The sequence below is a fragment of the Leptospiraceae bacterium genome (assembly GCA_024233835.1).
In the GTDB taxonomy this organism is placed as follows: Bacteria; Spirochaetota; Leptospiria; order Leptospirales; family Leptospiraceae; genus JACKPC01.
In genome coordinates this window covers 36,881-55,799 of sequence record JACKPC010000002.1, presented here as the reverse complement: position 1 = coordinate 55,799, position 18,919 = coordinate 36,881, and the positions used below count along the sequence as shown (strand labels likewise).

Annotated in this window: 14 protein-coding genes; 8 read left to right on the top strand and 6 right to left on the bottom strand. The window is 34.9% G+C overall.

Annotated elements, in window-relative coordinates:
- Positions 1–44 precede the first annotated feature (44 nt).
- Together H7A25_09555 and H7A25_09550 are read left to right on the top strand one after the other, a co-directional pair.
- Positions 45–1,160 (top strand): hybrid sensor histidine kinase/response regulator, encoded by a 1,116-nt coding sequence (locus H7A25_09555; GenBank protein ID MCP5500136.1) that lies wholly within the window; start codon positions 45–47, stop codon positions 1,158–1,160.
- Positions 1,161–1,163: 3 nt separating this feature from the next.
- Positions 1,164–1,715: a hypothetical protein gene (locus H7A25_09550; protein MCP5500135.1), complete on the top strand. Its 552-nt coding sequence runs from the start codon at positions 1,164–1,166 to the stop codon at positions 1,713–1,715.
- On the opposite strand, the gene H7A25_09545 is transcribed toward H7A25_09550, so the two are convergent.
- Positions 1,712–2,995, bottom strand: coding sequence for a hypothetical protein (locus H7A25_09545; protein ID MCP5500134.1), 1,284 nt, complete (start codon positions 2,993–2,995; stop codon positions 1,712–1,714). The two genes, H7A25_09550 and H7A25_09545, sit on opposite strands and share 4 nt — an antisense overlap.
- Before the next feature lie 136 nt (positions 2,996–3,131).
- Here H7A25_09545 and H7A25_09540 point away from each other — a divergent pair, with 136 nt between their 5' ends.
- The 5 genes from H7A25_09540 to H7A25_09520 all read left to right on the top strand — a co-directional run bounded on the left by H7A25_09540 (position 3,132) and on the right by H7A25_09520 (position 11,248).
- A complete protein-coding gene (locus tag H7A25_09540; GenBank protein ID MCP5500133.1) occupies positions 3,132–5,978 on the top strand; it encodes a hypothetical protein in 2,847 nt (948 codons plus the stop codon).
- The gene (locus H7A25_09535; GenBank protein MCP5500132.1) at positions 5,978–8,428 is read left to right on the top strand and encodes an EAL domain-containing protein; all 2,451 of its coding nucleotides are present in this window, start codon (positions 5,978–5,980) and stop codon (positions 8,426–8,428) included. The genes H7A25_09540 and H7A25_09535 overlap by 1 nt, the downstream gene beginning before the upstream one ends.
- 110 nt (positions 8,429–8,538) lie before the next feature.
- Complete coding sequence (locus tag H7A25_09530) at positions 8,539–9,678, top strand: ankyrin repeat domain-containing protein (GenBank protein MCP5500131.1); 1,140 nt, start codon at positions 8,539–8,541, stop codon at positions 9,676–9,678.
- A gap of 86 nt (positions 9,679–9,764) precedes the next feature.
- Positions 9,765–9,971 (top strand): hypothetical protein, encoded by a 207-nt coding sequence (locus H7A25_09525; protein MCP5500130.1) that lies wholly within the window; start codon positions 9,765–9,767, stop codon positions 9,969–9,971.
- Between the two features lie 74 nt (positions 9,972–10,045).
- Entirely contained in the window at positions 10,046–11,248 is a 1,203-nt protein-coding gene (locus tag H7A25_09520) for an OmpA family protein (GenBank protein MCP5500129.1), read from the top strand.
- Between the two features lie 15 nt (positions 11,249–11,263).
- On the opposite strand, the gene H7A25_09515 is transcribed toward H7A25_09520, so the two are convergent.
- Genes H7A25_09515 through H7A25_09500 form a run of 4 tightly spaced genes read right to left on the bottom strand, consistent with a single transcriptional unit; the run spans position 11,264 to position 16,544 of the window.
- Positions 11,264–11,815 (bottom strand): hypothetical protein, encoded by a 552-nt coding sequence (locus tag H7A25_09515; protein ID MCP5500128.1) that lies wholly within the window; start codon positions 11,813–11,815, stop codon positions 11,264–11,266.
- Positions 11,808–12,890 (bottom strand): hypothetical protein, encoded by a 1,083-nt coding sequence (locus tag H7A25_09510; protein ID MCP5500127.1) that lies wholly within the window; start codon positions 12,888–12,890, stop codon positions 11,808–11,810. Before H7A25_09510 ends, H7A25_09515 begins: the two co-directional genes overlap by 8 nt.
- Positions 12,883–14,976 (bottom strand): TauD/TfdA family dioxygenase, encoded by a 2,094-nt coding sequence (locus H7A25_09505; protein ID MCP5500126.1) that lies wholly within the window; start codon positions 14,974–14,976, stop codon positions 12,883–12,885. Before H7A25_09505 ends, H7A25_09510 begins: the two co-directional genes overlap by 8 nt.
- A gap of 41 nt (positions 14,977–15,017) precedes the next feature.
- Positions 15,018–16,544, bottom strand: a complete 1,527-nt coding sequence (locus H7A25_09500) for a hypothetical protein (protein ID MCP5500125.1) — start codon at positions 16,542–16,544, stop codon at positions 15,018–15,020.
- 75 nt (positions 16,545–16,619) lie between these two features.
- Between H7A25_09500 and H7A25_09495 the strand changes: the two genes are divergently transcribed.
- The gene (locus H7A25_09495) at positions 16,620–17,618 is read left to right on the top strand and encodes a hypothetical protein (protein ID MCP5500124.1); all 999 of its coding nucleotides are present in this window, start codon (positions 16,620–16,622) and stop codon (positions 17,616–17,618) included.
- 30 nt (positions 17,619–17,648) lie between these two features.
- On the opposite strand, the gene H7A25_09490 is transcribed toward H7A25_09495, so the two are convergent.
- Positions 17,649–18,386: a PrsW family intramembrane metalloprotease gene (locus H7A25_09490; GenBank protein ID MCP5500123.1), complete on the bottom strand. Its 738-nt coding sequence runs from the start codon at positions 18,384–18,386 to the stop codon at positions 17,649–17,651.
- Positions 18,387–18,919 lie beyond the last annotated feature (533 nt).

Below are 18,919 nucleotides of genomic sequence, written 5' to 3'. Positions count from 1 at the left end.
AATATGTATGAAGCAAATTTAGCAGTTATTCTAATGGAGGATTTATGGAAGATAAAGCATTTAATAAAATCCTTATCATTGATGACGTAGAAGATAATGTAATTTTTGCTTCTTCTTTATTAAGCAAGCAGCATTATGAGGTACACTCATGCTTAAATGGAAAAGATGCTCTGGAAAAAATAGAGAAAGTGTTATTTGATTTGATTCTTTTAGATATTAATATGCCGGGAATGGATGGTTTGAGTGTCTGCCGGAAAATCAAAGAGAATGAAAGTTGTAGAGATATTCCAATTATTTTTTTAACCGCTATGGCTGAACCTGAATTTATTGAAAGTGCATTTGATTCAGGTGGAGTGGATTATATTAGAAAACCTTTTTATCCCAAGGAATTATTAGCCAGGGTAAAGACGCATATTGAAATACGAAAACAAAAATATTTATTGCAGCAGCACCAGGATGAGTTACAAAGACTCAATCATTCGAAAGACAAATTTTTTTCCATTATCGCCCACGATCTAAAAGCTCCTTTTAATTCAATTATTTCTTATGGAAGAAGGCTGGAAAATCAGATGAAATACTGTGATAATGAGAGTTGCAAATCTTATATTGAAAGTATTAATAAATCATCTAAAACTACATTTCAGTTGTTAGAAAATCTTCTTATTTGGGCCAGAACCCAGACCGGAAGAATACAATTTGAAATTACCAACTTAAATTTGCTGCCTGTGATGATAGACAGCCTTTCTATGGCAAAAATGCAGGCCGATGTAAAAGAAATTATTTTAGAATATAATATCCCGAAAGAATGCAGGGTTTTGGTAGATAAAAACTCTATCTGGACGGTTATCCGAAATTTATTATCAAATGCAATTAAATTTACTCCGAGAGGGGGTCGCATTTACGTAGATTTAAGCAGTAAAGAGAAGGAAGCTACTTTACTTATACGGGATACGGGTATAGGTATATCAAAAGATGATATTAATAAACTTTTTAAAATTGACTCTTCATTTAGTAAAAGGGGAACCGAAGAGGAAACCGGCTCCGGATTAGGTTTAATTCTTTGTAAAGAGTTTACAGAAAAAAACGGTGGAAAAATATTTGTTAATAGTACAGAAGGAGAAGGTTCCAGTTTCACAGTGGTTTTACCGCTGTCTCAATGAGATATGACAAGACAAATTTATTCTATTATTTTATTAGTGTTTTTAAGTTTTTGTAATACAATTACTGAACAAGCAGGCAGCCCTGAGGATCTCGGCACAGAAGATATTAAAAAAATTACCCAGAGTTCTACACTTTCTTTGAAACAATTTCTCGATAAGAGAAAGAAAAATGTATATATTGAATTTAGCGGGATACAAAATTTATCTTCAGAGCATATTAATACAGAATTACTTACTGCGGATATGAAAGCGAGAATGGTAGAATTACAAATACAACTTGTAGATGAAAGCCAGAGAAAAAAAGCCATGGAAGAAATCCGCCTTGCCCAGGAGGGGGCCGTGGTGGAGCGTTCTGCACTGGAAGCAGGTAAGTTTATATCTCCATCCTATATAATGAAAGGCGAGATAAATGATAATGTGAGATATATTTCAGGTGATAAAGAGCAACTTCTAATATTTACCTTTCAATTATTAGAGTTAGAAACCGGAACAATAAAATGGCAGAATCGTTATGAGCATAAACGTTATATACCTAAGAAAAATTTTGGCCTTTAATGGGTATCGGCATAAAAGTCTATAATTACCTTTTTGTTTCCGGTGTTTAGTGTTTTTATAGGAATAGTCTTTTTTAAATAAGGGTTTGACTTAAAAAGGATGAGAGGTTCACTATTCTTTTTTCTCCAACCCAACCAACCGTATTCCGGTAGAAAACGAACAAATCGATAATCAGAGGAGGTATCCAGTTTTTCTTTTGTATCATCTACAGCATAATCAAATGTATCTCCGATAAATTCGGCACTTACTTTTATTAGAGTAATTCCGAGAGCTATTCCTAATAAAGCTGATTCTTTTAACTCGGCAGCATAATAAATACTGGCTCCGATTATTCCGACTCCGGTTGCGATTCCGATTATCCCGGTTGTTGTTCCGAGAATGACTACAAATGTATTTTTTACACCGGTTGCAAAAGCTAATTGTCCATAATTGGAATCACGAATAAGTTCATGAATCTCATTATCACGTTTAAGATGTCTTTCATACCAGGGGAGAGATGCCGGTAAAATGTGGAATTCATGTTTTTGGGATTGACTCTGTAAAATGAGAATACTTTTTTTTCCTTTTCCTTCAAAACGAACATTACGCATTCCTCTTAAAGGATTGTAAGAAATAGAAGGATCCCACTTAGGTTCATGACCCGGCCCTCCTAAAAGAAAAATGATTTCCTCCGGGGCTTCTTGTTGTTCCGATAATTTGATTGCCCAGCGAAGATTTTTATCCATGTGATAGGCAGCCCTGAGATCTACCCTTGCTTCATCCCAATGACCGCATAATTGCCAGAGCACTGCCTGAAACACACGAAGAAATGGATCATCAAATCTGCCTTCAGCACTCCAATGTTTTCCCAGAAGGTTAGAACTTTTTTTGGCTTCAACATAAGCTTTTTCATATTCTCCTTTTATAGAGTATCCCCAGGACAAAAACATGTGCAGGAGGATGAGTTCATGTTCGGATGCATAGTATCCTTCCGGGGTTTCCAGATAAAAAAAAGTTTTTAATTCACGGCTTACACTAAATCGCACTCTTTCATCCAGATCTTTGGAATAATTAATGAGGTCTTCAATATCGGGTTTACCTGAGATAAGGCTCAGATAAGTTTTTTCCATACTGGTGATGAATGTATTTCTCTCTGTTGATTTCGGGAGTTTTTGGAGAGCTTTTTGAGCCTGATTGTTTTCTAAAGCATTGTAAGATTGATAATAATCATCTTTTTTTAAAAATTTTGTTCCGGAGCAGGAAATAAAAAGAAAAATAAAAGCTATAAAAATATAGTGCATAATGTTATCTTATTTTTGTTTATTGATCCTGCAAGTAAAGTTCAATCTTTAATATATCTTGGAAAAAAGCTTGAATTAAAATCCTAAAAGATAAATCTGAATTGATAGCGGGATTGATAAGAGCAAGGCGGAAGAATTGAAGGAATTATACAGGAGGGTTTTTACTTTTTTTATTTTTCTTATTTTCTTTCTAACATTAGTTATTTTTTCTCGTGAACAAATTCCTTATTTGAAAGAAAAAGGAATATTTCCCGGAACAAAAGATTTACTTCCTGCTAAACTAAAAGCACATTTCTTTGCGGGAAAAAAAATGATGATTCCTGCCTCACCAGAAAAAACAAATCTATATTCAGGAACTCAGCATAAACATCTAGCAAAATTCTTTGATGCCTTACAAGAATTAAAAAGTGGAAAGAAGAGAGTAGTTCGGATACTTCATTTTGGAGATTCCCTTATCTGGGGAGATTTTGTAACACTTGGTTTTAAACAAAGATTCCAAAAAGAATTTGGAGATGGCGGAAGGGGACTTGTTCCTATTGTTCCGAGACTGGAGAGAAGAATATTAGAACATCGTAATTATACATCTGAAAATTACTTTCAATGGGATGCTATTGAACCCTGGGGCAAGGAAAAGTCTTCTCTTGGTTTTGTCGGTGAATCGGCCAGGCTTAATGGAAATGGAGTTTATACACGGCATGAATTACCGGAGGGTTTTAAAAAATGGAGAAAACTTGGTTTATATTTTCATTCCTATTCTAATATTCCTTCTTCTCTGAGTTATGAATTAAAATATCCGATGGGAAAAATAAACAGAAATTTGAATATTGAGGGATCCTGTTCGTATTCAGAAGTTAATTTACCGGATATAGACTCAGTTAAATTAACTTTTCATGATATAAAGCCTCCTTTTCCCTATCTCGATATCATCAATATAGAAACTGCTGTGGGTATTGCTTATAGTTCCATTTCTAGAACCAGTATGGAAATGAAAGATTTATTAACTATCCCTTATGCAACGTTTTCCTGCGGTATGCAACACTTCCAACCGGATCTTATTGTTTTTCAATTTGGTGTGAACGAATCACAAAACATGTGGCTTACTTCTGTAGTTACTCCAAACTATTATCGTTACAGTTTTGAGAAAGTACTAAAAACTTTTAAACGGGCACTACCTCAGACTAACATGATTGTTCTATCTCCATTAGAGAGGATCAGGAAAAACTCTTATGGATATTTTGATACTATGCCGGAGGTACTTGTAATCAGGGAATTGCAAAAAGCTATCTCTCTGCAAAATAATGTGGCATTTTATGATAGCCTGAAAGCTATGGGAAAACAGGGAAAAAATAGAGAACTTTATCAAAAAGGCTATTTACAAGTAGATAGAACACATCTTACTCGTAAAGGAGGAGATGTATACGCTTCGATTGTTTATGAAGATATATTTGCAGCATACAAAGAATATATAGGAGATAAAGAATATAAGAAAAAAGTTGAGTATGAGGAAAAATTAGAAAAGCAGTCAGCAGCAATCCTATTTAATACCAGTTCTTATGCATATTTTTTATTATTTTTATTTTTTCTTTCTTTAATTTTAAGAGGATATGAGGGAATTCGTATCTTTATTTTACTTATAGCTTCTTATTATTTCTATGCAAGCTGGAACCCTTCTCTTTTATTTCTGATTCTTTTTTCAACATTTGTAGACTATTTCGTTGGTCTTTTAATTTATGAAAGTCAAAAAGAAAAAAAAGCAGGCACCGGATATTTGTTTATATCTTTGTTCTTAAACCTTGGCTTGTTGGTATTTTTTAAATACCTTGGTTTTTTTTCAGAAGTATTACACGGTCTCAGGATAAATGGTAAAGAAATACCGGCATTAGAAGTATTATCTATGCCTTTCACAGTAAATGGTATATTATATAGTATTAAAGTATCAGAAATACTTTTACCGGTAGGAATTTCTTTTTATACGTTTCAAACTTTGTCTTACAGTATAGATGTTTGGAAAGGAAAAATTCAACCTGAAAGTAATTTTTTAAAGTTTTCTCTATATGTAACCTTTTTTCCACAGTTGGTAGCAGGCCCGATTGTCCGTGCTTCTGACTTTTTGCCCTCATTAAAGAATCGAGGAGAACATTTTCGTTTAAACCCATATTATTTTTCTCTGGCTCTTTTTTTTATTATCACAGGTCTTTTAAAAAAAACAGGGGCTGACTGGTTGGGAGCCAACCTTTCGGATCGCTTTTTTGATAACCCGTCTTTACAGGGAAATTTTTATGGTTTACTTTCAATTTATGCTTATGGTTTGCAGATTTATGGTGATTTTTCGGGTTATACTGATATGGCAATAGGTTCTGCAATGCTTTTAGGATTTCGTTTAAGTTTAAATTTTGATAGACCCTATATTGCTTATTCAATTACAGATTTCTGGAGAAGGTGGCACATTTCTTTAGGTAAATGGTTTATGCATTATTTGTATATTCCTCTGGGAGGGAATAGAAATATGGTATATAGAAATCTATTTATAACGATGTTTATTTGTGGATTATGGCATGGAGCCGGTTACACATTTATACTCTGGGGTTTGTACCATGGTTTTTTGCTTGCATTGGAACGATTTCTAGGATTTAATAAAAAAAGCGATAATCCGGTATTCAGTATGATACAATATTTCATAACTTTTCATCTGGTAATGTTGGGTTGGTTACTTTTTCGAAGTAAAAGTTTAGAGCTCTTCAAAGATGCTTTTCAGGCTCTTCATAGTAATCTATCCTTAAAACTGCCTTCTGTTGATATCCTTGGTGTTTTGTTCTTTTCGTATATAATTGTTTTTTTACCTATAAAACTACATAAGAAAATAAAAGAGTTTTGGCTTATTTTACCTCCTTCCGCGCAGGCTTTCCTTTTTGTTATAAGTCTTCTTGTTGTTTATAATTTAAATACAGCGGAAATTCAACCTTTTATTTATTTTCAATTTTGATGAATAAAGAAGATATGGTGATAAAATTTATGAATGAAGGTCAGGAATTTTCAAAAACAGAAGACTTTAAGAAAGAAATTCTTACAGAAGATGAATGGCTGGTTTTAATAGAAAACTTTCCTTATGGAATTGCACTTTTTGATTCGGAATATCATTATTTATACTTTAATCTTGCGGGTGAAAATCATTCTGTTCGAGTTTATTCATCAGCAATTGGTAAAACTCCAAGGGAAATTTTACCTGAATCCTCCTACAATGTTTTCTTTCCTATTCTCGAAGAAGCTAAAGAGACTCGAAGGACAATACATAGAGAAGAAGCTATAAATTTTGGGAAAGATACAGTTTATGTTCAAGCAACATTTGTTCCTCTTATAAATGAAAGAAATGAAGTCTATAGAATAATAGGAATTACTAGAGAACTAAAGAAAAAGAAGTTAAAAGAGAATTCAAAAGATAAAATTATTCGAATCGCCCGTGTGGGATCCTGGACTTATAATATAGAACAAAAATTTATAAAATGGAGCGAAGAAGCTCATTGGGTAATGGAAGGGCGATCTAATCTTATTGATAGTAAGGGTTCCTTTCATTTTTTAAAAGATTCAGAGAGAAGAAGATTAGTTATTTCGATTAATCGTAGTATAAGAAGTGCTATTGGATTTGAAGAAGAATGTAATATTTATTTAGAGCAGGGAAGAGTAAAAAAAATCAGGGTTATCTGTACTCCTGAAATAAAAGAAGGAAACGTAACCGGACTTGTTGGTTTAATACAGGATATAACTGAGTTAGAGTCTGCGGAAGATTCACTAAGAAGGTTATCAGGTGCTGTAAGACAAAGCCCTGCTATGGTACTTATTTGTGATATAGAAGGAAAAATAAAATATGTTAATCCACGTTTTGAAAGGCTTACCGGTTATGCAGCTGAAGATGTTTATGGAAAAAATTTTAGTATATTAAAGGCATCTGATATATTAGATGGAACTTATAAAGAGCTATGGCAAAGACTATCGTCAGGATTAACCTGGGAAGGAGATATTTTGACCCGGAAGAAAAGTGGTGAGTTTTTCTGGGTTTCATTGCAATTAAGTCCGGTATATTCTTCAAAGCGAGAAATATTACATTATCTTGTTGTAAGTGAAGATATCAGCCTTAGGAAAAAATATGAAAAGAAGTTGTGTCATGAAGCGAATTATGATTCCTTAACCGGTTTACCGAATAGGGCTTTATTATTTGAACATCTTGAAAAAGAGATTCAAAGAGCGATGTTTTCCTCAGAAAGTCTTGCGGTAGTATATCTTGGAATAGATGATTTTAAAAATATTAATACTGAATATGGACGTGGATTTGGAGATAAAATATTAATAGTCCTTGGAGAAAGATTAAAACGAAGTATTAGTTCAGAAGGAATGGTCGCGAGAATTGGAGGAGATAAATATGCATTAGTAATACCACATATAATAGATAAATATCATCTAAAGAAAAAATTGGAAGCTATTAGAAATGAAATAAAAAAAGAATTCAGCTCAGATACAACCAGAATACAACCTGTATACTCTTTCGGGGTTTCTTTATGCCCGAGACATGGAATCGGAGCAAAAGATTTGATGCAAAAAGCTATTGTTGCAAGTGCCCAGGCGGAGGAAAAAGAGAAAAGTCACTTTATTTTTTATACTGATGGAATGAAGGATGATAAACATAATCCAATTTCTATTGAGAGCGAGTTAAGATATGCCATACAGAAAGGAGAATTAAAATTACAGTATCAACCTATTGTTGCTCTCGATACAGGAAAAATACGGGGTTCTGAAGCTTTACTTCGCTGGAAAAATCCTTTACTGGGTTATGTGTCGCCATCTGAATTTATTCCACATGCAGAAGAAGCCGGTATATTAGAAGATTTATCTATATTTGTTTTAAATAAAGTTTGTGATGATTTTAAATATTATTTACACAGAAATGAAAATTTTAAGATTTCAATCAATCTATCAAACAGCCAAATTAGTAATCGTAAAATAATGAGTAAGTTTATAGAAACATTAAATGCTAAAGAGATAAAAAAAGAAAATATAGAGTTCGAAATTTCTGAATCACTACTTTCTGATGTTAAGAACTTAGATTTAGACTTAAATTATCTTCAAAATAATGGTTTTCAACTATCCATAGATGATGTAGGAACAAGTTTTTCATCTTTTGGGAGCTTGATGAAACATCCCTTTCATTGTTTAAAAATTGATAAAGATTTTACTCAAAGTATATGTAAAGAAAAAAAGGATAAAAAATTAGTACAGGAAATCATTGAACTTTCTCATAAAATGAATATCAAGGTAATTGCAGAAGGAGTTGAAAAACCGGAATATGTGGGTTTACTAAAAACCTTTGGTTTTGATTATTACCAGGGTTATTATTTTATGCCTCCTTCTGAATTTTCAGAAATCCAATACTTACTATTGTAAAAAAAATATTTTCCTATATTGCATCAAAAATAGAATCCCTTAAGCATTAAACATATAAGAGATTATTAAAAACTCTTGCAATTTACAAACTGCTCCATAGTATATGGAGAATGCCTACTTTAAGAAATATTACAGCGTGTCATAAAACAGGCTTATCTATTAAAGAAAAGCAAGCTGCAAGAGCCTGTAGCTTCATTTTCAGACAGGCTCTTATATTTTTATGCTTACTTCCTGTGATGAATTGTATTTTAATTTCTACTCATGTTACGAAGAAACTCATTAAAAAGGAAGAAATCTCTCGCGGAGAGAAAGAAACTCGAAAACACTCATCTATAAATTTAAAATTCCTGCGAAAAGAAAAGGAAGGCCTTCGATTTAAAATTAGGGAAAATATTACTTATACTGATTACGAAGTAAACCAATATAAAGCCCTGTATCTTTGTGATAAGCAGGTTAAGAAGGATAATCAAGGACGTATGAAGTTTATTGTTATCGGTCTGGCCTGGGTTTATGAAGGAACCGGAAAAGCATCCTATATTAAACACCTCGCTATTTATTCTATTTTCACTCTCGGAATCGATATGGTTATTTCTATAGGGGATTGGATAAGTCTTCCATTTCGCCTCGGTTCGTATGAAGAAGAAAAGGTGGAAAAAGAATCTTTTAAGTCCGATCAGAAACAGGAATCAAGAGATATAAAAGATGGCGAGATGGTTTTAGTTCGGGATACATCTTATTACCCGGTTATAAATAGTGAAGTTGTTATACCGGAAAGTCTGCTTTTTTATAAACGACCTATTTACTATAATTCGGGAAAAACTAACCTGGTATACAAGAAAGATAAATCTTCAAAGAGGAAGAAGTATATACGGAATAATTTTGCAAAAATTTTTGAGAGAGATACTTTCTATCAGTTATATATTGATTTCTTAAAAGACAAACCGGAATATAAGCAAAAAGCAATAAATGGTTTTATACGAGAAAATGATCCAAAGTGGATGGAAGAATTTTTAAAAACAGGGGTAGAGTTAAATCAATATGAGAAGCAATTTCTACCTCCCTTGCATATGGCTATATCTTACGCCAGGCCGGATCTTGTTCGTCTGTTTATAAAATATGGTGCAGATGCAATTTTTAAGAATAATAAAGGACAGGACGCTCTGACATATACAAAGTTCAGATACGAAAAAGAAAAAAATCAGAAAAGAAAGGATAAGCTGAAAGAAATTATTGTTATATTATCTCCATAAAAAATGACAGTTGCACTATAGTCCGGTTATAATTTAATAGTATCAATAAGTAATACGGATATATACACTTTAGGAGAAAGAAATTTATGAAAATATTCATGGTTATTATTCAAACGATAGGATATGCTCTATTGCTAGCTGGAATTGGATCTGCCTTAAATGCAACCTTCGGATGGAGTATAGGGCTTCGTTCGGCAGGCCCGCTTCCTGCTGATTATGTAAGTGCTTCTGTTTTTTTAGTTTTAGGAGCTATACTTTCTGTAATTGGAACCTTATATTTGAAAAGAAAATAAACGTATTCTTATAAACTATAATATATCAACTAAGGTATTTATGAAGGCTACATAAATAGGAGTAAGGAGTTACTATGAATCGTTATCTCAATCTTCTTGTATTTTACCTATTTTTATTAAGTATTTCTATCTATCCGGAAAGGTTACAATATAAATATTTAAAAGGTGAGAAATATCGAATTATTCACGAAGTCGATGAGTATATAAATATTAATGGAATCCCAACGAATCGAACAAAAATTATGAATAAGATTGCGGTTCATACGATTAATACAAAATCTGATTCCGGAGAATTAGATTGTATTTACCAGACCTCTGAAAATTTCCTTGGAAATAAGTCTTCTTTTCAATTGAAGGAAGATTATCAATCGAAATTTTGGCGTGATAGGTTAGGTTTATATACTATAGATGATAAATATTTCATGCCGGTTATCAGAAACATTCCGCTTTTTCCGGATAAAGATATTAATATAGGAGAAACCTGGACCTCTGATGCCTACGAGGTTCATGATATGAAAAAGCAGTTTGGTTTAGAACAACCTCTTCGGATACCAATAAAAGTACATTATAAATATCTTAATAATCTTACTATAGATTCTAAGAAAATCGCAGTTTTAAAAGTATCTTATACAATATTTTATAAAACTCCCTATAAACAGCTTAACTTAATGCCCATACCTGTTCTCATAAGTGGATACTCGGAGCAGGTATATTACTGGAATATAGAAGAGGGGAGGTTAGATTCTCATAAGGAAGAATTTGATTATTATTTTACACTTTCTAACCGCTCAAGCATTGAATATATAGGAAATTCTAAAGGAACTTATTATTTATCTCCAGCATTAGATAAAGAGAAGATAGCTCAAGACTTAAACAAGGAATTAAAAGAGAAAGGAATAACAGATACAAGTGTTAAAACAGATGAAAAAGGAGTAACCTTATCCCTTGAAAATATTCAATTTCAAGCAAACTCTTTTCAGCTCTCTGAGTCAGAAAAAGAAAAGTTAAAAAAGATTGCAGAATTGATTCAAAAAGTTCCGGATAGAGATGTATTCATTACAGGGCATACAGCCCGCGTCGGTTATGAAGAGACTTCTCAAATTTTATCAAAAAAAAGATCAAAAGCTGTAGGTGATTTTCTTATATCTTTAAAAATATTAAAGAATCGACAGATTCTTACTGTTGGTAAGGGTTCAACAGTTCCTATTGGTGATAATAATACCGAAGAAGGTAGAAGGCAAAATCGTAGAGTAGAAATTACTATCCTGGAAAATTAATTGAGGCAATTTTTATTATCTCTGACCTGTAATTTTCCAGGATTTTGCAGACTTCTTACTTTGTTTCGGAATAATTAAAGCATGTTCTTTTGCAAATGCGAGAGCTTTCTCACTGTTTTTCAAGAGTTTCAGATACCATAAATCCTTGAGAGAACATAATGGATAACCATATCTATCTTCTTTTTCCGCGTAAGATCGAGAAAAATTTAGATAGGGAGACTCATAGGTAATATCAAGGGTGCTGAGTTTTTGGTCTTCTGTTATATACTTTAAGCGCATATAAAATTTTCCTTCGAGATAGGATGGATCCCAATCATCTCGGTATTCTTCTCCCCAGATACGAACCTCCCAGCTTTTCTGGTGAAGATATTTTGCCAGAGAGAGTAATTTCTCTTTATCGTTATCTACTAAAAGATCAATATCCGGAGGAGAAAAGGATTTTAATTTTTCAGGTTCATATAAACGCAAAGCATAAGAACCGAAATATAAAAACCTTAATTTGAAGATATGGAAGCCTTCTTCAAGCATTTGCAGGCTAAGATTTTTCCTATATGGAAAGTCATCCATAGTAGTTTCCTAGTTTATTAGAGTTCGGTACCCAATCTCCGCACAAATCTCCATTGGAATGAAAAACCAGTTTATGAATGACTCCTTTTGTTTGTGCTTCCTGATGTACAACATAGGAAGAAGTTTCGAAGATCACCTGTACATTTTGAAAAGAGTATATTTCATTATAGTAATAATATCCGCAGGTGGCTGCAATAAACTCCCAACCTTCACGGATTTTATTTTTCTCAGGATAAATATCGTCCATGAATTTTCTTGCGGATACTCGATGGTCTTCAATCCATTGTACAAAAGAGTTTATATGATACAAATCTCCGAGTTGACTTAATTCTCGAAATACGATTTCTTTTATTCCGCCCTGTCTCGCCTTTGTAATATAGTCTTCAATATCTTTAAGGCTTGATACTCCCTTACGGTTTAAAATACAGGACAGCTTGGTATGTATTCGATCGCGAAGCAAGTCTAAGAGAGAGAGAAATCCTTCCTGTCTATATACAGGTTCTGTACGGTTAAAGCGCATAATATTTTGATTTATCTCCGTATCAAAGGAACAGCGGGATAATTCAATTCTATCAAAATTAAGTTTTATTAATATATCCAAAAAATGAGGATTACGTAATAAACCGCTTCCATTGCTGTATAAAACCTTTTCAGCGAAAATATCTTTGTTCTCTTCTAAAAGTTCCATTAAGCGTAAAAACCAGTTTGAATCGTTGGTTGCTTCTAATCCGCTTAAACTCAGGCCCAGTGGAAAACCACGTATTTCCCGGAAAAACTTTTCCAAACCTTTAAAATATCCATCATGATCATGGATTGTTCTTTTAGCAGTTAAATATTCACCGTCTTTTCGCAAAAGTTCTTCCGAGCAAAATAAGCAGTGAGCATTACAGGCTGTTGGATTAGCATAGGGTGTAAAGGTGAGACCCGGACGAAGTAAAAAATTCTTTCCACAGAGACTATGTGAGACAAGTTCCGGCTCATCGTAATATCGCCAGCGCCCATCACGATAGATGCCCGGCTCAATGATTTCTTTTGCATATCGAATCTGGTTGGGCTCAAATAAACGCTCATTCACTATGCTTGGCTCCCTCATTATGGATAAGACCTGCCATCAAGACACCTACTTCACGTTTTCCGCTATAGCCTTCCCTGGAATGTCCGTATCGTATATTATCTACCAGTATGATATCATTCGATTGTGTATACCTGGCTTCTGCTTCATACATGAAAGAAGAAAGTAGCAGATTGATTTCATCTTTGGAAAGTTTTTCTCCATTACCAAATAAATACTCTCGAAATCCGTTATGATGATGAGGAGGATCCAGGGCAATTCGGGGAAAGAGTAAGAAGTTTTCCTTCATCCTATTGTCAAATAATACCGCAGGAACATGAATCCGGGTCATCAGCATAGGAAATTCATCACACTTATCAAAGTCAGTTTTCCAGCAGCAGTCATCAAACTGGTCTGTAGCCTTTCGGCATTTACTCAGGGCTTCTTCTCTGTCCTGTGTTTGGAAACGCTCCTGCCAGGATCGAAAGTAGTTGAATTTTTTCTGGGGATCCTTATCATCTAAAAAACCCGTGTCAATACGAAAGCCATGTTGATACATTTTCTCTATCAATCCAATACCTACATTTCCGGAATTCAGTAAAAACTCTTCAAAACCCTTTGCGGAATGAACAAAAGTTCTTCCACCTGTTTTGGCCGGATGTGTAGAAAAGAAGAGTAAGCGTGTAGGTAAACGTAGCTGATATAAAATTTCATTATGGGGAAGCAAGAATAATTCAGGTGGATAGTAATCTGTAGCATATACACCATTTCCCCAGTGTTTTCTCATGGTTCTACCGCTATTACTTCCTCCCCAGATAAATTGTTCTTCAGTAGAAAAACCCAGGGCTGCCTGAATTTCAAAGGGCAACTCTCCCGGATGCGAGCAATTCAAACCTGTATTAATAATATGTAAAGCTCCATGTAAGGCAAATTCTTCCCGGATCCAATGTATTGTACGTTCAGAAAGCTTCTCTTTTGCATCAAAGATGCGCATAGAGCAGGCTTTGCTTTTATCAACATTAATTGGCTGACGATAATAGTGTTGAGAATTTATTTGGGGCTCATAAGAATGAATGGTATTTTGTTTTATTGGAATAGGTTCTTTTTTAAGCCTGTCGTCCCAGACCATTCCTGCCATTCCAACCCAAATTTCCCGTTCCCCCTCAAAGGCTTCCCTGGAATGACCGTAGCGAATATTATCAAAAAGAATTATATCACCAAATTGCCACTGAATACCTTCTTTGGTTTTATCATAGGCTTCAAAGAGTAAAGTCTTTTCTTCATCTGTCATTTCCTGAGCGTTTCCCAGGAGATAGCGTCGATAACCATTTTGAATATTAGCTTCTCCCAATGCTATTCTCGGAAAACGAAGAAATTTATCCTTACCCAGAGTTTTATAGGCGGAGAGAGTTATTTTTGTCATAAGACTTGGAAACTCTCCATCATCTAAATTCCACCAGCCTTCATCATATTCATCCTGTTTATTTTTGATGATTGCAAGAGCTTCTGAAGGATCTTCCGTTTGAAAGCGTTCCTGCCAGGAAGCAAAATAGTTCTCTGACTTTTTGGGATGCCTATTATCCAGAAAACCTGTTTCTATTGTCAGACCAAATTTATCCAATTTATCTAATAACTTTTTACCACCTTTTGCTATTAAAAACCTTTCTACACGTTTTGCCTCATGCAAGAAACTTCTTCCTCCCGTCTCAGCAGGTTTTTTACAAAAGAACAGAATATCCCTGGGGGAATAACGTTGATACTGTACTTCATTATTGGGTAAGAGATACAGATCCGGCGGATAATAATCCATTCGACGAAGACCGGGGACTACCCATTTTTCTTGCCATTGGGTACTGGTTCGTCCTCCACCGGAAAATTGACGAAGCTTGGAAAATCCCAGTGCATCCATAAAAGGTAATAATTCTTCTTCACTTTTCAAACCTGTATTACAAATATGAAGTCCGCCCAGATGTTCATATTCCGCTCGTATTTGCCTGCAGACTTCTTCTGATAGATTTTCACCTGCATCGAATACATGAATACTACGTTGCTCTGTTTTCATCTGTTCTGAAAAACGTCTCCTCTCCAGCAAATCATTTTGATTTTCCATAACTTCCTCTGAAATAAATATCGAAATACTTATATTAGTAATTAATAATTGGGAAACTGTATATCGGGGTGTTGCCTTAAGATATTGATTACATTCGGATCATCATAGATGATGTTAATTTCACCGGGTAGACCCTTTATGTAACCCTTATATTTTTCTTCTCCCCAGTGACCTTCCTCTCCGCTCATGTGAAGGTGAATGCCTTTTTCTTTTAAATAAGAAAGAGGAGCTTCCTTTTCATGTCCGACTCTACCTCTCATACTGATTTTTCTATGTGCCAGATACGAATCAGTTAAGCCGCATTCTGCTTCAATTGCATAGTTGTTTTCCAGGTAGTAAGCATAGATTGCCTGGGCTCCACCAAAAGCAAAACGCACATTGGCTCTTTCAAAATGTGGTTTCCAGGAGAGTATTTTTAGCATAAGATAAGTTACATTATTGGGTTTGTAGATCTCTCTTTCATTGCTGATTCCGTTAATAATCGGTACGGAGGTTCCTTTATAGGGATCCATGAACAGAAGTGTTAAAATGATTAAAGCTACAAATTTTAAGGTATTATCGATTTTTCTAAAAAAGCGATATAGGAATATTTCAAAAAGAATATATACAAAAGGTAAGAGAGGAATGAAAAAGCGGGCAAACATGAAATCTCCTCCTACTTTTAAAATATACAAAAGATGAAGGAGAGGAGCTATAAAAATCAGTAAAAAGTTCCTGTGTGTATTTCTTTCTTTACGAAGTCTGAATAGGTACAAAATTAGAAAAAAGGGCAGGGTATACAGGAAATAATAGGCATCACAAAATATTTCTAAATATTTCCAGCCCTGGGAAAAATAAATTCCTCCTCCTGATTTTGCATAGTAAGTATTGGGGAGAAGAAATCCGTAATAGTTGTATTTCCAGATAAAATAGGGTATATAGATAATTAGAAAAGGAATGTGATGAAGAGATCTTAAAAGGATTTCCTTTCCGGTACTACCCCTGTATAAGATCCCATTTTTAATATCTAAATAGTATATATAAAAAGCAGCTACAAAGTAATACAAAAGTCCTTCCGGTCTGGTAAGAGCAGCCAGGTTTAATAAGGTAAAAGCAATGAGTCTCGGTTTTAGATCTTCGGCAAGAAAAACATAGTAATAGGCAGATAAAACAAGAAAGGTGAAAAAAGAAGTTTCCAGCCCGGAAGAAGCGAAGGTGTGCATATACTTATGCACAGCCAGTCCGCAGAAAGCTATAGGGAAATAATTTCTTTGCCTGGCATTGATTTTTTTGGCAAAGTAGTAGGTGACAAATAGAGTTCCGAGATAGAAAAGAACACCCAAATTTTCTGAATAGGGAATCGGGTTTAGTTTAAATTGAAAGCCTAAGGAAAGTAAAAGAGTCCAGAGAAAATTTGTATAGCCTTCTACTCTTTCTCCTTCATTAAATACAAGACCCAATCCTTTTGTAAGGTTTCTCGCATAGCGAAAACTAATAAAGGCATCGTCACAGACCCAACGATAAGCTAAAGCCTGAATAAGTGCAATGAGAAAGAAGAGGTAATGTGCCGTTCTCTGAAAAAAAACCATTTCCTGATAAAAGTAGGGATATGAGAAAAGAGAAAATTCTTTTTTTCTGGGACTCTATTTTTTTTACTGCTTACTGTGAAAAGCCCGGAAAAACTACAACAATTATCCTCACAGCCCGATGAAACTCTGTATCGAGAACTTTTACCCTATCTTGCAGAAGATGGTTTTTTTCGCGTATTGGAAGGGGGGAGCTTTGTTGAGTTTCATAAAAAGCTCAGTCTACTTTCAGAAGAAGAGAGAGGTACAGGCATAGGCCTCGCTCTTATGGCACAGGTAAACATTTCCGGAAGGATTCTCGAAATGGCAAAACAGGCAGGCTCTCAAAAAGCGGCTGAAGTCTTACAAAAGATTATCGAGGGTAAAGCCATCTGTTCTACAGGAGTTACAGAACCCGGCTGGAAAGGAAGACTTAAAAATTTACAGAGTCGAATTTCAGAGGCAGGAGACTTAAACTTCCAAAAAGGTTTTTTGACCAATGGCTATGGAGCAGATTATTTTATTATTATAGCCAAAGACGAAAAACGGCAGACCTATGTTCCGGTCCTCATACCTGTAGATTCCTCCCAAATGAGTATAGAAAGAATCCATACCGAATTTACACCGGAAGCCACGCATTGCCGGGCCAGAGCAGATAAACTAAAAATTCTTGAAGAGGATATCTTACCTCTAGAGTATGAAGCCCATGCCCTCGAATACCGTCTTTCCGAAATCTTGAGTCTTACGGCCATATTTTGCGGATTCGGAAAGAAGCTTTTGCGGAAATTAAAGGAAAACGGAGAATTAAAGCTCTTATCCGAGGAAGATAAAAGGGAAGTCTTTTACCTGCACGAACATCTTCAAAACCTGGAGGCAAGAATTTGGGATATTTCCGGAAGAAAAGATAAAGGTGTAAAGATGGAAGAAGAATTTCCTTTCGGACTTGAGGCTACTGCTTCGGTATTCTTTTCCGGCCTCGATAGAATCTTTGGAAAAGAGAAGGTAAGTTCTCTTTCCAAAGACAGGAGTCTTTTTGAGTTAAAAGACCCCCTGAATGAGATTCTATACAGAAAAGCCATACTCAGGTTTTTCAGGTAAGCAGGCGAACCATCGGTGGTTCGCTTACGTTTAAAGAAATTCTACCTCTTTTTTTACATAATTCTGGGGTTTAAAAGGACTTTTTTCGGCCAGCTCTATCAGTTTTCTTTTGATGAACTTAACTAAAATTACTCCGGTGACCAGGCTGATAGAAAGAGAAACCAGAGGATTATTAATCGTAAAAATTAAATAATCGTATAAGGCATGGATTAAGGAAGCTGTGATAATCATAGGAAACATTTCCCTGAAAAGTCCCGTGTTTTTTACAAACTTTGCATCGGCAATCTTATAGCCCCAGAGAGCAGCGAGACCTATATGCAGGGGCATAGCGGTAACTGAGCGCATAACGAGGTTTATAAAACCATACTGCATGGAATAGGAAAAGTTTTCGATAAAGGCAAAACCGAGACCTACAGCAGTGGAATAGACAATGGCATCTACCGGCTCATTCAGATCTTTCAGGTTTCGAACCAGAAAAATAGTCGCTATCGCTTTATTAAACTCTTCGTTAAAACCAATAAAAGTGGAAAGAATACCTGCCGGCATACTGGACATATTCTGGGTATTTCCGATATCTACCTGCAAAAAGTTTGCAGCTTCCACATTCAGAAAACCGGCTATCATGGTGCTGATAAAACCACCTGTAAGCCCTACCCGAAGAACCGTCATAAGAGGTTCCGGCTCATACTTATCTTCTTTTCTGATGTACCTGAGCCAGATAACTGCACTGACGATGATAGAGAGGATCATAAAAATCTGATTTTCCATAGACTAGTCTCCGGGTTTTTTTGGTAGTTATGATGCAGGAATCTTATCCTGTCAATGCTCTAATTTAAAAGAGTTTAAAAATAATGGATCGGGATTGTCGGTATTAAGTAGTAAGCGCTCAAAGAATCAGGGAAAAAGTCCACTTTTCTCTTTCCCGGGCCGGGCTTCGGGACTTCGATACGCTTCGCTACTCAGTCTCCGATTCGCTTGCTCAGTAACTGGGTGCACCGAAGCACTCTCAGTCAGCGTTCCCGAAGGACAGCAACCGGATGAGAAGGATAAGTCGAAGATAGAAGCTTATAAAGTCGAAGATAGGAGCTTATAAAGTCGAAGGAAATGGTTTATAGCAAAGTATGGAATTATTTATTTTGACAGATGATCAAATTGACGATATATATTTTTTAAATTACAAATATCGTTATTTATTTTAATCTGTAATTTATTAGCCAATTAATTTCAGGAATATATGAAAAATATTATTAGGTACACCGAATCCCCCGACCCCATAGGGGGAGAAATCTTTTATATTTGAT

What these genes read in the sequence shown, in the direction of transcription:
- H7A25_09500 (MCP5500125.1), bottom strand. Translation starts at nt 16,544, where the DNA reads ATGGTTTTTTTTCAGAGAACGGCACATTACCTCTTCTTTCTCATTGCA.
- H7A25_09505 (MCP5500126.1), bottom strand. Translation starts at nt 14,976, where the DNA reads ATGGAAAATCAAAATGATTTGCTGGAGAGGAGACGTTTTTCAGAACAG.
- H7A25_09555 (MCP5500136.1), top strand. Translation starts at nt 45, where the DNA reads ATGGAAGATAAAGCATTTAATAAAATCCTTATCATTGATGACGTAGAA.
- H7A25_09515 (MCP5500128.1), bottom strand. Translation starts at nt 11,815, where the DNA reads ATGGATGACTTTCCATATAGGAAAAATCTTAGCCTGCAAATGCTTGAA.
- H7A25_09545 (MCP5500134.1), bottom strand. Translation starts at nt 2,995, where the DNA reads ATGCACTATATTTTTATAGCTTTTATTTTTCTTTTTATTTCCTGCTCC.
- H7A25_09520 (MCP5500129.1), top strand. Translation starts at nt 10,046, where the DNA reads ATGAATCGTTATCTCAATCTTCTTGTATTTTACCTATTTTTATTAAGT.
- H7A25_09530 (MCP5500131.1), top strand. Translation starts at nt 8,539, where the DNA reads ATGCCTACTTTAAGAAATATTACAGCGTGTCATAAAACAGGCTTATCT.
- H7A25_09550 (MCP5500135.1), top strand. Translation starts at nt 1,164, where the DNA reads ATGACAAGACAAATTTATTCTATTATTTTATTAGTGTTTTTAAGTTTT.
- H7A25_09535 (MCP5500132.1), top strand. Translation starts at nt 5,978, where the DNA reads ATGAATAAAGAAGATATGGTGATAAAATTTATGAATGAAGGTCAGGAA.
- H7A25_09525 (MCP5500130.1), top strand. Translation starts at nt 9,765, where the DNA reads ATGAAAATATTCATGGTTATTATTCAAACGATAGGATATGCTCTATTG.
- H7A25_09490 (MCP5500123.1), bottom strand. Translation starts at nt 18,386, where the DNA reads ATGGAAAATCAGATTTTTATGATCCTCTCTATCATCGTCAGTGCAGTT.